Source organism: Brevundimonas basaltis (assembly GCF_014202075.1).
In the GTDB taxonomy this organism is placed as follows: domain Bacteria; phylum Pseudomonadota; class Alphaproteobacteria; order Caulobacterales; family Caulobacteraceae; genus Brevundimonas; species Brevundimonas basaltis.
Map to the genome: position 1 here is coordinate 125,888 of NZ_JACHFZ010000004.1, position 12,708 is coordinate 138,595.

Consider the following 12,708-nt stretch of genomic DNA (forward strand, 5'->3'; position numbering starts at 1 on the left):
TCCCCCGAAGGAACGGTAGCTGAACGACAGCCAAGGGCAAAGGCTCCGGCCGCGCAAGGGCGGCGGGCCGCGCTCAGGCGGTCAGCAGCCGCGGCAGCTTGAAAGTCACCGTCTCGCGTTCGCCCGCGTCCTCGATCACCTCGGCGTCGAAACGGACGCGGACGGCCTCGACCAGGGCTTCGATCAGCGGCTCCGGGGCCGAAGCGCCGGCGGTGATTCCGAGGGTGGAGACGCCCTCCAGCCAGGACCAGTCGACCTGGGTCGCGTCGTCGACCAGCCGGGCGTCGCGGGCGCCCGCCCGGAGCGCCACCTCGACCAGCCGCACCGAGTTGGACGAGTTCTTCGAGCCGACCACCAGAACCAGATCGCAGCCCGCGCCCAAGCGTTTGACCGCCTCCTGCCGGTTGGTGGTGGCGTAGCAGATGTCTTCCTTGTGCGGGTCGGGCAATTCGGGGAACCGCCGCTTCAGCACGGCGAGGATTTCGCTTGTGTCGTCGACCGACAGGGTCGTCTGGGTGGCGTAGGCCAGGGGGGCCTCGCCGGGGCGCTGGAAGACCTCGGCGTCCTCGACCGTCTCGACCAGGCTGATGGCCCCAGGCGGCAGTTGGCCCATGGTGCCGACGACCTCGGGGTGGCCGGCGTGGCCGATCAGGATGATGTGGCGGCCGGCCGCGTGGTGGCGCTCGGCCTCGACGTGAACCTTGGACACCAGCGGGCAGGTGGCGTCGAGGAACAGCAGCTCGCGGGCTCGCGCGCCCTCCGGCACCGACTTGGGCACCCCGTGGGCGGAGAAGACCACCGGCCGGTCATCCGGGCACTCGTCCAGCTCCTTGACGAATACCGCGCCCATGGCCTTGAGCCGGTCGACGACGTGGCGATTGTGGACGATCTCGTGGCGCACATAGACCGGAGCGCCGTATTTGCCGATGGCCCGCTCGACGATCTGGATGGCCCGGTCGACGCCGGCGCAGAAGCCGCGCGGCGTGGCCAGCCGGACGGTCAGCGGGCGCTTATCGGAAGCCGGGATGGGCGCGTGCAGGGTCATGCCCGGAACCTAGTCGTTTGGTCCCCGCGCCGCCACCACGGTTTGCGCCAGCGCGGGTTTGCCGCGCCTCGCTTTAGCCGCTATCAGCAACGAGCGTTACGCCCGGCGCCGGGCTGTCGCGCGCCTCCTCGTTTGTGGAAGAGCCTTTGATGCGTCGCGTCTTCAAGATTTCCCTGGTTTCGGTCGCCTCGGCCGCGATGCTCTCGACTGTTCTGGTTCCGTTGACGGCCGATGCCCAGTCGCGCCCGCGACAACCCCAGGGAGGCTCGGACCGCGGCCAGAACGCCGACGGTTCGCCGGTCAACCAGCGCCAGCGCGCGCCGCGCATCGCGCCGCTGCGCCGCACCGCGGCTGCCGGCCCCTGCCCCTATGTGAAGATCCTCTATGACGCCGCCCGCTATGTCGAATTGACCGGCGACCGTGTGGCCGCGTCGAATGTCGCCTACACGGGCGAAATCCAGGGTCTGGTCTCGGACTGCGCCTATCAGAACGATGAACCGATCACTGTCTACACCCGGGTCCAGTTCGACCTGGGCCGGGGGCCGCAGGCCGAGGGCCAGGGCCGCACCTACCGCTACTGGATCGCGGTAACCGAGCGGAACAAGGCCGTTCTGGCCAAGGAATATTTCGATCTGCCGGTCAATTTCGGCGAAGGGCAGCTGACGGCCTCCGTCACGCACGATCAGGTCGTGGTCATTCCGCGCGCCGAGGCGACCACCAGCGGCGACAATTTCGAGATTCTGGTCGGCTTTGACGTGACTCCCGAGATGGCCGAGTTCAACCGCACGGGCAGCCGTTTCCGCGTCAACGCGGGCGTCCCGGCGCCGTCGACCGACCAGTAATGACCGATCTCAGGACTGTTCTTGGCGAGGCGGTCGGGGCCGCCTTCGCCGCCGAAGGCGTGGACCCCGCCCTCGCCCGCGTGACCGCTTCGGACCGGCCCGACCTGGCCGATTTCCAGTCGAACGGGGCCCTGGCGGCGGCCAAGGCCCTGAAAGCCAATCCGCGCGAGTTGGCGGGCCGGGTGGCCGAGCGGCTGAAGGCGGATGAGAGGCTGGCGTCGGTAGAGGTCGCCGGACCTGGCTTCATCAATCTGAAGGTCGCCGACGCCGCGCTGGCGGCCCGGGCGACCGAGGTGGCGGCGGACGCCGCGCACGCCGGCGCCTCGCTGGTCGCCTCGCCGCGCAAGGTGGTGATCGACTACGCCGGGCCGAACGTGGCCAAGCCGATGCATGTCGGTCACCTTCGCAGCTCCATCATCGGCGAAAGCCTGAAGCGGCTGTTCCGCTTCCGCGGCGACACGGTTTGGGGGGACGCCCATTTCGGCGACTGGGGCTTCCAGATGGGCCTCTTGATTGGCGCCGTCGCCGACGAGGGCGGGGCCGACGCCTTCCTGGCAGACGGTGACGGACCGTTCCCGACCGAAAGCCCGGTGACGCTGGAGGACCTGGAGCGGCTCTATCCGGCCGCCGCCGCCCGTGCCAAGGAGGACCCGGACTTCCGCGACCGCGCCCGCAAGGCGACGGCGGAGCTGCAGGCTGGGCGTCCCGGCTACCGCGCCCTGTGGCGCCACATGCACGACGTTTCGATGAGCGGCCTTCAGCGTGAGTTCGCGGCTCTGGGCGTCACCTTCGACCTGTGGAACGGGGAGAGCGACGCCGACCCGCTGATGCCCGAGATGATCGCCCATCTCGAGGAAACCGGACTTCTGGTCGAGGACGACGGCGCGCGGGTCGTGCACGTCGCCCGGCCCGGCGAGACGCGCAAGCGCAAGCTGGCCGACGGCAGCGTCGTCGAAGCGCCAAGCCCGCCGCCCTTGCTGGTCATCTCGTCGGAAGGCTCGGCCATGTACGGCACGACCGATCTGGCGACCATTCTCGATCGTCGGAAGGCGATCGACCCGGACCTGATCCTCTATGTCGTGGACGAACGGCAGGCCGAGCATTTCGAACAGGTGTTCCGGGCGGCCTGTCTGGCCGGCTATGCGGACGAGGGCTCGCTGGAGCATCTCGGCTTCGGCACCATGAACGGGCCGGACGGCAAGCCCTTCAAGACCCGCGCGGGCGGCGTGCTGAAGCTGCACGACCTGATCACCATGGCCACCGACAAGGCCCGCGAGCGGCTGCGCGAGGCGAAGCTGGGGGCCGACCTGCCCGAGGCGGAGTTCGATGACATCGCCCGCAAGGTGGCGGTGGCGGCGCTGAAGTTCGCCGACCTGTCGAACAGCCGGACCACCAGCTACGTCTTCGACCTCGACCGCTTCATGAGCTTCGAGGGCAAGACCGGGCCGTACCTGCTGTACCAGGCGGTGCGGATCAAATCCCTGCTGCGCAAGGCGGCCGACCAAGGCGTGGCGGCCGGGCCAGTTGCGATCGGCGAGCCGGCCGAGCGCGATCTGGCCCTCACCCTGGACGCCTTCTCGCAGGCGGTGGCCGAGGCCTACGACAAGCGAATGCCACACCTGATCTCGGAGCACGCCTACCGGCTGGCCCAGTCGTTCTCGAAATTCTACGCCGCCTGCCCGGTGCTCGTGGCGCCGGACGAGGCGACACGGAGCTCGCGCCTCACCCTGTCGAGAGCGGTGCTGGACCAGCTGGAGCGGGCGCTGGACCTGCTTGGCATCGACACGCCTGAGCAGATGTAGGCTAGACTGGCTCCGTCACCGGGGAGCTCGTCATGTCGCTGGACGCCTATATCGCCGGCCTGCCCAAGGCGGAGCTGCACCTGCACATCGAAGGGTCGCTGGAGCCCGAGCTGATGTTCGAGCTGGCGCGGCGCAACAAGGTCGCCATCCCGTTCGACAGCGTCGAGGCGGTGCGGGCGGCCTATGACTTCTCCAACCTGCAGGACTTCCTCGACATCTATTACGCCGGGGCCAGGGTCCTGCTGACGGAAGAGGATTTCCACGATCTGGCCCTCGCCTATTTCCGGCGCGCCGCGGCGGACAATGTGCGCCACGCCGAAATCTTCTTCGACCCGCAGACCCACACCGACCGGGGCGTTCCGTTCGGCGTGGTGGCCGAGGGGCTGCTTGCCGGGATGAAGCGGGCCGAACGGGAGCTGGGCGTCACCTCGAAGCTGATCCTGTGTTTCCTGCGCCATCTCGACGAGCACGCGGCGTTCGACACCCTGCATCAGGCGGAGCCGTGGCTGGACCGGATCGAGGGGGTGGGGCTGGACTCGTCCGAGATCGGCCATCCGCCGTCGAAATTCCAGCGGATCTTTGAACGCGCCGGGCAGATGGGTCTGAAGCGGGTCGCCCACGCCGGTGAGGAAGGCCCGCCGGAGTATGTGAGCGAGGCGCTGGACCTGCTGCACATCGACCGGATGGATCACGGCAATCGGTCGATGGAGGACGAAGCGCTAATCGAGCGTCTGGCGGCGTCGCAGATGACGCTGACCGTGTGCCCGCTGTCGAACCTGAAGCTCTGCGTCGTGAAGGACCTGAAGGACCATCCCGTGCCGGAGATGCTGCGCCGGGGGCTGCACGTGACCCTGAACTCCGACGACCCGGCCTATTTCGGCGGCTATATGAACGACAACTACCGCCGTCTGGCCGAGGCCGTGGGGCTGACCCGGGAGCAGGTCACGCGCATGGCGAAGAACAGCTTCGAGGGGTCGTTCCTCAGCGGGGGAGAGCGGGCCGCGCGGATCGCCGAGGTCGAGGCCTACGGCGCTGGCGGCTGAGCCTCGTCGGCGCGTGCTCGCACCCGGACGCTCAGCGTGTGCCGGTCCGTAATGGTCTCGGGCTCCCATTCGCGGGCCTCGATCAGCCGCAGGGTCTCCTCTCCTTCGCGTTCAGCCCGGTACACGAAGACCGTCCAGTATCGACCACCGGTTACACCCTCGTCGCGGGTCGCCCGGTCGGCCGGTCCCCAGAGCGTGTCGATCTGCCGGAGCAAGGTCGGCGCGGATTCCTCCCGCCAGTTGAAGTGGGTGTCGAGTTCCACGGCCAGGGTCTGACCGACGACCAGGTCGACCTCCGACGTCATGCCCCCTGGACGTATACGGACGGCCGGACCGCCCACGGCAGGGGGCTCGATCGGGGTGAAGTCAGGGTTGGCCCGCCGCTCGCATCCGGCGGCGGAGACCGTGAGGGCGGCGGCGATCAGGGCTGCAATAACGGGACGACGGACCATATTGACCCCTCCTTGAGTGGTTTCGGGCGCCTTGGACAGGGTTGCAGACTGCGCACACACCAGTGATATGTCGACCGTCGGGCGGCCTTGGCCTCCGGTTGCGCGGCGACGCGGTCGGCGCGGCAGGCGAAATTCGTCGGACTGACCGATCGATTCCCGCCCATCGGACTCGAAGGAGAACGGCATGAGGTATCAGTGGACGGCGTGCATGGTCGCCGGGGCGGTGGCGTGGGGGTTGGCGCCAACGGGAACCCAGGCGCAGACCGCCCTGCCATCCGCGACCCTGCGGCTCCACTGCTTCGACAACGGCGCCGATACGACGGCGGCCGAGGCCGAGGGGATCATGGACCTTCTGGCCTTCGCGGAGGCCCATGACGGCGAGGTGGTCTACCTGGACGCGGTGATCGAGGCGGATGCAGGCGCGGGGCTCTGTAGCCGCGACCTTTCAGAGTTTCCCGACCAGCCCTGGCCAGAACCGGGGCGCGCCCGGATCACCATCGACCCTTGCCGCACTGCGATCAGCGAGGGCGAGGAGGGCCGACACTGCTGGCGCGACGGCATGGTGGATGTGCAGGCCAGCGGGCCCCCGATGGCCCGGGCCAGCACGATCGTTCTGCCGGCGCAGACCGACATTCCGGAAAACCTGCCCTACCGGATCGGGGGCTATGGCGACTGGTTGAACGTCCAGGGGCCGTTCGTCGTCCATCGTTATTCGGGCACAGGCTATGACTACGCGACCTTCCACGTGCCGGACGCCGCCTTGCCGGGCGTCTGGGAACGAGCGCGCCTGAACGCGGAAGTCTGGAAACAGGGCCAGGCCGAGCGCTGACGGCGGCGCGGGGCGGCGATCGGATTCGCCGCGTGTGAGACCCCGTGGCGCTTGACTTGCGGCTGGAGTCGGGGCCTAGGTCGCGCGCTCTCGCGGGAGAGACCGGGCCGCTCTCTGGACCCGGAGCCGAAGGCGCAACCGCCCCGGAAACGCTCAGGCAAAAGGACCGCGAAGGCGCACGGACGCTGGAAAGCAGCCGCAAGGCTCGCCGACGGAGCAAGGCGACGGATCTCCTCCGGCGCCGGAATCTCTCAGGCTTCAGGACAGCGGGGGCGCGAGACCGGCGGAGCTTCCGCCAGAACACGCGACCGCAGGATTCCGATGACCGACGATCAGCTGAAGACCACCCCTCTCAACGCCGCGCATCGCGCCGCCGGCGCCCGCATGGTCGGCTTCGGCGGCTATGACATGCCCGTGCAGTACGAAGGCGTGCTGGCCGAGCACCGCTGGACCCGCGAGCACGCCGGCCTGTTCGACGTGTCGCACATGGGCCAATGCAAGATCACCGGCGCCGACGCCATCGCCCAGTTCGAACGCTTCGTTCCCGGCGACTATGCGATCCTCAAGGCCGGCCGACAGAAATACAGCCTGCTGCTCAACGCCGAGGGCGGCATCCTCGACGACCTGATGGCCGGCAAGCCCGATCACGATGGCCTCTATGTGGTGGTCAACGCCGGCAACAAGGACGCCGACTTCGCCTTCCTGCGCGACAATCTGTCGGGCGACGCCAGGCTGACCGTGCTCGACGACCGCGCCCTGATCGCGATCCAGGGACCGGAAGCGGCCGAGGTCATGGAGGCCCACGAGCCGGTGCTGGCCGAGTTCGGCTTCATGGACTGCGCCCGGCTGGTGCTGTTCGGGGTCGACTGCTTCGTCTCGCGTTCGGGTTACACCGGCGAGGACGGCTACGAGATTTCGGTCCCGGCCGCCGACGCCGAACGCATCTGGAGCGAAATCCTGAAGGACGCCCGGGTCAAGCCGATCGGCCTCGGCGCCCGCGACAGCCTGCGCCTCGAGGCCGGCCTGCCGCTGCACGGCCACGACGTCGACGCCTCGACATCGCCGGTCGAGGGCGCCCTGACCTTCGCCCTGTCGAAGTCGCGCAAGGAGCGCGCCGATTTCAACGGAGCCGACCGCATCCTGAAGGAATTGGCCGAAGGCCCGGCCCGGGTCCGCGTCGGCCTCAGCGTCAAGGAAGGCGCCCCGGCCCGCGAGGGCGCCGAGATCGCCGACATGGACGGAAACATCATCGGCAATGTCACCTCGGGCGGCCCCTCGCCGACGCTGGGCTGCAACATCGCCATGGGCTATGTGCCGCCAAAGTTCGCCGAGCTGGGCACGGAGCTGAAGGTTCTCGTGCGCGGCAAACCCGCCGCCGCCGAGGTCGTGGCCATGCCCTTCGTCGCTCAACGCTATTACCGCAAACCCAAGACCGCCTGACGGCTACCCGGAGAACTGAGATGCGCTTCACCAAGGATCACGAGTGGGTCAAGGTCGACGGAGACGTCGCCACCGTCGGTATTTCGAAGCACGCCGCCGACGCCCTGGGCGACGTGGTGTTCGTCGAGACGCCGGAAGCCGGCAAGTCGGTCGCCAAGGGCGACAGCTTCGCCGTCGTCGAGAGCGTCAAGGCGGCCTCGGACGTCTACGCCCCGGTCTCAGGCGAGGTGATCGAGGGCAACGCCGCCCTCGCCTCGGCCCCCGAGACGGTCAACGCCGATCCGGAAGGCGACGGCTGGTTCGCGAAGATCAAGGTGTCCGACGCGTCGCAGCTGGACGCCCTGATGGACCGCGCCGCCTACGATCAATTCCTGAGCACGCTCTGATTTTTTGATCCGTCATCCCGGACGACGCGTAGCGACGATCCGGGACCCGGGGCGGCTGCTCCCCTGGGTTCCGGGCTCCGCTGCGCGGCCCCGGAATGACGGAATTGGATACGAACCATGCGCTACCTCCCCCTGACGCCCGACGACCGCTCCGCCATGCTGGCGGCGATCGGGGCCAAGACGATCGACGACCTGTTCGTGGATGTGCCGCAGGCGGCGCGGCGGGAGGGCTTCGTGGACCTGCCGCGCGTGGCCGGCGAGCTGGAGGTCGAGCGGACCCTGGGCGCCATGGCGGCGAGGAACACGGCGGCCGGGTCGGTTCCGTTCTTCTGCGGGGCCGGAGCCTATCGCCACCATGTGCCGGCGACGGTGGATCATGTGATCCAGCGCTCGGAGTTCCTGACCAGCTATACGCCCTACCAGCCCGAGATCGCCCAGGGCACGCTGCAGTATCTGTACGAATTCCAGACCCAGGTCGCGAACCTGACCGGCATGCCGGTGGCCAACGCCAGCCTCTATGACGGGTCGACCGCCATGGCCGAGGGCGTGCTGATGGCCACCCGGGTGACCCGCCGCAACAAGGCGGTGATCTCGGGCGGGGTGCATCCGCACTATGTGGCGGCGACGGAGACCGTGGTCCACGCCGTCGGCGTCGAGACCGAGGTGCTGACGGCCGCGGTGGATGCCGAGGCCGCCGTCATCGACCAGATCGGGCCGGACACCGCCTGTGTCGTGGTCCAGACCCCGAACGTGTTCGGCACGGCGACCGACGTGACGAAGATCGCCGAAGCCGCCCACGCCGCCGGCGCCCTGCTGATCGTGGTGGTGACCGAGGCCGTGTCGATGGGCCTGCTGAAGTCGCCGGGCGAGATGGGGGCCGACATCGTTGCGGCCGAGGGCCAGTCGATCGGCAATGCGCTGAATTTCGGCGGGCCCTACGTCGGCCTGTTCGCCTGCCGCGAAAAGCTGATCCGCCAGATGCCCGGCCGCCTGTGCGGCGAGACGGTGGACGCGGACGGGGCGCGGGGCTTCGTCCTGACCCTGTCGACCCGCGAACAGCACATCCGCCGCGACAAGGCGACCTCGAACATCTGCACCAACTCGGGCCTGTGTACCCTGGCCTTCACCATTCACATGAGCCTGCTGGGCGAGACGGGGCTGCGGCGGATGGCGCTGCTCAATCATGAGACGGCGGTGGCGACGCGCGACGCCCTGGCGGCCATTCCCGGCGTCGAGGTGCTGACCCCGCGCTTCTTCAACGAGTTCGCCGTGAAGCTGCCGAAGAACGCCGTCGAGGTGGTCGACACGCTGGCGAAGCAGGGCGTGCTGGCCGGCGTGCCCTACGGCCGCCTCGCCCCCGCCGCCGGCATGGACGACGTCCTGCTGGTCGCCGCCACCGAGACCACGACCGAGGCCCATATCGCCGCCCTCAAGACCGCCCTGGCGGAGGTTCTGTAATGAGCACCATGAACACCGTCGGCCGTCCGACCACGCCGAACAAGGTCGAGAGCAAGCCCGCCACCCTGACCGGCGGGCGCGGCCTGCTGCAGGACGAGCACCTGATCTTCGAGAGCGACGGCTGGGGCAAGACCGGCGTCGATCTGCCGGAACCGAAGACCAGCGGTTCCGATCTGGGCGATCTGGTGCGCAAGGACCCGATCGGCCTGCCGGGCCTCTCGGAGCCCGAGGCGATGCGCCACTATGTGCGGCTGAGCCAGAAGAACCACGCCATCGACCTGGCCATCTATCCGCTGGGCTCGTGCACGATGAAGCACAATCCGCGCCTCAACGAGAAGATGGCGCGTCTGCCCGGCTTCTCGGACATCCACCCGCTGCAGCCGCAATCGACGGTCCAGGGGGCGCTGGAGCTGATGGACCAGCTGGCCCACTGGCTGAAGACCCTGACCGGCATGCCGGCGGTGGCCCTGTCGCCCAAGGCGGGCGCCCATGGCGAGCTGTGCGGCCTGATGGCCATTCGCGCCGCCCACCGGGCCGCGGGCAACGGGCTGCGGTCGGACACGCCGCGCAACAAGGTGCTTGTGCCGACCTCGGCCCACGGCACCAACCCGGCCACCGCCGCCTTCGTCGGCTATACCGTGGTGGAAGTGGCCCAGACCGAGGACGGTCGCGTCGACGTCGCCGATCTGGCGTCGAAACTGGGGCCGGACGTGGCCGCCATCATGGTGACCAATCCGAACACCTGCGGCCTGTTCGAGCGCGACATCCTCGAGATCAGCCGGCTGACGCATGAGGCGGGAGCCTATTTCTACTGCGACGGGGCCAATTTCAACGCCATCGTCGGGCGGGTGCGGCCAGGCGACCTGGGTGTGGACGCGATGCACATCAATCTGCACAAGACCTTCTCGACGCCGCACGGCGGCGGCGGGCCGGGCGCGGGGCCGGTGGTGCTGTCAGAAGCCCTCGCTCCGTTCGCGCCGGCGCCGTGGGTGGTCTCGGGCGAGGACGGCTTCAACCTGGTCGAGTTCGCCGAGGACGAGGCCGAGCAGGCCTTCGGCCGCCTGTGCGCCTTCCAGGGCCAGATGGGCATGTATGTCCGCGCCCTCAGCTACATGATGAGCCACGGTTCGGACGGGTTGCGGCAGGTGGCCGAGGACGCGGTGCTGAACGCCAACTACATCAAGGCCCGGCTGTCGGACGTGATGAGCGTGGCCTTCCCGGAGGGGCCGTGCATGCACGAGGCCCTGTTCGACGACGAATGGCTGAAGGGCACGGACGTGACCACGCTCGACTTCGCCAAGGCGATGATCGACGAGGGCTTCCACCCGATGACCATGTATTTCCCGCTGGTCGTGCACGGGGCGATGCTGATCGAACCGACCGAGACGGAGTCGAAGCAGGAGCTGGACCGGTTCATCGAGGCGATGCGGGCGCTGGCGAATGCGGCGAAGGCCGGGGACGTCGACCGCTTCAAGGGGGCGCCCTTCCATGCGCCGCTGAAGCGGCTGGACGAAACCCGCGCCGCGCGTCAGCCGGTGCTGCGCTGGACGGCGCCGGAGGGGTCGAACATCGCGGCCGAATAGGTGCGCACGGTAAAGTGAACGACGGTCTCCCTGACAGGCGTATGCTTGGGTCTGCGTAATCAGAACCAGGAACGAGCGTTGGGAGGCGCACAGGTCATGATGTCACGCGTACAAAAGGGTTTGGTCTCGGGTTTCGCGGCCACCGTCGCGGTGTCGGCGCTGGAACTGGCCAACATCTACGGGGCGCCCATGTTGGGCATCGAGCCCTGGGCGGCGAGTTTCCCCCGGCTGTTGTCGGTCATGCTGCAGGTGCCCGATCTGATCGTCGTCGGCTGGATCGCCCACTTCCTCGTCGGCACGGTCGTGCTGGGCGCCGCCTTCGGCGTCCTGTGTCCGAAGCTGCCGACGGAGACGCCGGAATCGAAGGGCATCCTCTTCGCGGTCGGGGCCTTTATCGTCATGGGCCTGACCATCGCGCCGGCCGTCGGCGCCCTGGGCGGACGGCCCGTGGGGCTGTTCTTCATGCAGGCCGGGTTCGGCACCCTGGTCTGGATGATCGCGACACACGCGGTCTACGGCATCGTGCTGGGTAATGTGTACGGGCGCCTCGTCGCCCGGGACCGGCACGCCCACCATGTGACCAACGGCGCCACCGCGCACTGACGGGCGCGCATCGCCCGAAAGCGAAAGGCCCCGCCGGTACGCCGGCGGGGCCTTGTCGTTTCCGGACCGGTCGACGGCCTAGTTGAGGCGCGAGCCGATCTGGGCGATGGCGTCGTCCAGCAGGGGATCGGTCTTCTGGCCGGCCAAGCGGGCGGCGAGAATCTGCTCGGCGGCGCGGGCCGCGAGATCGGCCGCGGCGGCCTTGACCTCGGCCGTGGCCTGAACCTCGGCCTGGGCGATGCGGCGCTCGGCCAGGTCCTGACGGCGCTTCAGTGTCTCTTCCAGTTTCGCCCGGGCCTCGGCCTCCATGACGCGGGCGTCGGCCTCGGCGGCCTCGAGCATGGCGGCGGCCTGGGCCTCGGCCTCGGCCTTCTCCTGACGAATCTGGGCCAGCAGGGCCTCGGCCTCAGCGCGCAGACGGGCGGCCTCGTCGAGCTCGGACTGGATCCTGGCGGCCCTGGCGTCGAGCTGGCCGGCGACCAGCTTCGGCACCCCGGCGAGAACCACGATGACGAAGAAGGCGATCAGGCCGACCGCGACCCAAAGTTCCGCGTTCGACAGGTCGTAGAGGTGGGGATTGAAGAATTCCATCAGGCAGCGCCCTTCACGGCGGCGGCGGCTTCGGCGGCCGTCGGCCCCTTGCCGGTGAGACGTTCGACGATGGCCGCCGCGGTGTCGGAGGCGATCGCCGAGACGTTGGTCATGGCGGCGTCACGGGTCTTGCCGATGGCGGTTTCGGCCTCGGCGATGCGAGCGGCGACCACGGCTTCTTCCGCCGCGGCGCGGGCGTTGGCCTCGTCGGTGACGCGGGCCTTGGCGGCGGCCGCGGTGGCGCGGGAAGAGGCGCGGGCCTGTTCGACCTCGGCCTTGGCGGCCTCGGCCTGGCCCGCGGCCTCGGCCTGCACCTGGCGGGCGGTCTCGACCGCGGTCGAAATGGTCGAGGCGCGCTCATCGAAGACGCGGCGCATGCGCGGCGCGAAAACCTTGGCGATCAGCCAGTAGAGGATGGCGAACAGGAAGATCAGATAGACGATCTGACCGAACCAGTGCTGGAATTCGAACTGGGGCAGGCCGCCGGACTCATGCTCGCCGCCGTGGGCGGCCTCGGTCGTGGCGTGCGTGTCCTCGAGCGCGACCGGAGCGGGCGCGTCGGCATACGGCACGGATGTGTCTTGAACGGTCATCGATCGCCTGAGGGAGAGGTCTGGAAGGTCGTCAGCCGGCG

The 12,708-nt window shown here is 68.9% G+C and carries 13 protein-coding genes and 1 riboswitch; of the genes, 9 read left to right on the top strand and 4 right to left on the bottom strand.

Translation table 11 applies throughout. The features are described 5' to 3' along the window. Positions 1-73 precede the first annotated feature (73 nt). A complete protein-coding gene (ispH, locus tag HNQ67_RS10290) occupies positions 74-1,045 on the bottom strand; it encodes a 4-hydroxy-3-methylbut-2-enyl diphosphate reductase (protein WP_183255065.1) in 972 nt (323 codons plus the stop codon). A 149-nt stretch (positions 1,046-1,194) separates the two neighbouring features. Between ispH and HNQ67_RS10295 the strand changes: the two genes are divergently transcribed. The 3 genes from HNQ67_RS10295 to HNQ67_RS10305 are packed head-to-tail and all read left to right on the top strand — an operon-like array spanning position 1,195 to position 4,732. Next, on the top strand, positions 1,195-1,887 hold the full coding sequence (locus HNQ67_RS10295; RefSeq protein ID WP_183255067.1) for a Tat pathway signal sequence domain protein: 693 nt from the start codon (positions 1,195-1,197) through the stop codon (positions 1,885-1,887). After that, positions 1,887-3,689 (top strand): arginine--tRNA ligase, encoded by a 1,803-nt coding sequence (gene argS / locus HNQ67_RS10300; protein WP_183255068.1) that lies wholly within the window; start codon positions 1,887-1,889, stop codon positions 3,687-3,689. Before HNQ67_RS10295 ends, argS begins: the two co-directional genes overlap by 1 nt. Positions 3,690-3,721: 32 nt before the next feature. Next, complete coding sequence (locus HNQ67_RS10305; protein WP_183255070.1) at positions 3,722-4,732, top strand: adenosine deaminase; 1,011 nt, start codon at positions 3,722-3,724, stop codon at positions 4,730-4,732. Here the strand turns inward: HNQ67_RS10305 and HNQ67_RS10310 are convergent. Beyond that, positions 4,714-5,184 carry a protease inhibitor I42 family protein gene (locus HNQ67_RS10310; RefSeq protein WP_183255072.1) on the bottom strand — a complete coding sequence of 157 codons (471 nt, stop codon included), beginning with the start codon at positions 5,182-5,184 and terminating at the stop codon, positions 4,714-4,716. The genes HNQ67_RS10305 and HNQ67_RS10310 overlap by 19 nt on opposite strands. A gap of 184 nt (positions 5,185-5,368) precedes the next feature. Between HNQ67_RS10310 and HNQ67_RS10315 the strand changes: the two genes are divergently transcribed. The 6 genes from HNQ67_RS10315 to HNQ67_RS10340 all read left to right on the top strand — a co-directional run bounded on the left by HNQ67_RS10315 (position 5,369) and on the right by HNQ67_RS10340 (position 11,483). After that, positions 5,369-6,013 carry a hypothetical protein gene (locus HNQ67_RS10315; protein ID WP_183255073.1) on the top strand — a complete coding sequence of 215 codons (645 nt, stop codon included), beginning with the start codon at positions 5,369-5,371 and terminating at the stop codon, positions 6,011-6,013. 83 nt (positions 6,014-6,096) lie between these two features. Continuing rightward, a riboswitch (glycine riboswitch) is annotated at positions 6,097-6,192 on the top strand. 142 nt (positions 6,193-6,334) lie between these two features. Continuing rightward, the gene (gcvT, locus tag HNQ67_RS10320) at positions 6,335-7,453 is read left to right on the top strand and encodes a glycine cleavage system aminomethyltransferase GcvT (RefSeq protein WP_183255075.1); all 1,119 of its coding nucleotides are present in this window, start codon (positions 6,335-6,337) and stop codon (positions 7,451-7,453) included. Positions 7,454-7,473: 20 nt separating this feature from the next. Further along, positions 7,474-7,839, top strand: coding sequence for a glycine cleavage system protein GcvH (gcvH, locus tag HNQ67_RS10325; protein WP_183255077.1), 366 nt, complete (start codon positions 7,474-7,476; stop codon positions 7,837-7,839). A 117-nt stretch (positions 7,840-7,956) separates the two neighbouring features. After that, positions 7,957-9,297 carry an aminomethyl-transferring glycine dehydrogenase subunit GcvPA gene (gene gcvPA / locus HNQ67_RS10330; RefSeq protein WP_183255079.1) on the top strand — a complete coding sequence of 447 codons (1,341 nt, stop codon included), beginning with the start codon at positions 7,957-7,959 and terminating at the stop codon, positions 9,295-9,297. Next, on the top strand, positions 9,297-10,880 hold the full coding sequence (gene gcvPB / locus HNQ67_RS10335) for an aminomethyl-transferring glycine dehydrogenase subunit GcvPB (protein ID WP_183255080.1): 1,584 nt from the start codon (positions 9,297-9,299) through the stop codon (positions 10,878-10,880). Before gcvPA ends, gcvPB begins: the two co-directional genes overlap by 1 nt. A gap of 96 nt (positions 10,881-10,976) precedes the next feature. Then, entirely contained in the window at positions 10,977-11,483 is a 507-nt protein-coding gene (locus tag HNQ67_RS10340; protein ID WP_183255082.1) for a DUF6789 family protein, read from the top strand. 78 nt (positions 11,484-11,561) lie between these two features. On the opposite strand, the gene HNQ67_RS10345 is transcribed toward HNQ67_RS10340, so the two are convergent. Together HNQ67_RS10345 and HNQ67_RS10350 are read right to left on the bottom strand one after the other, a co-directional pair. Next, entirely contained in the window at positions 11,562-12,074 is a 513-nt protein-coding gene (locus HNQ67_RS10345) for a F0F1 ATP synthase subunit B (RefSeq protein ID WP_183255084.1), read from the bottom strand. Next, positions 12,074-12,667: a F0F1 ATP synthase subunit B family protein gene (locus HNQ67_RS10350; protein WP_183255086.1), complete on the bottom strand. Its 594-nt coding sequence runs from the start codon at positions 12,665-12,667 to the stop codon at positions 12,074-12,076. The genes HNQ67_RS10345 and HNQ67_RS10350 overlap by 1 nt, the downstream gene beginning before the upstream one ends. Positions 12,668-12,708: the final 41 nt, after the last annotated feature.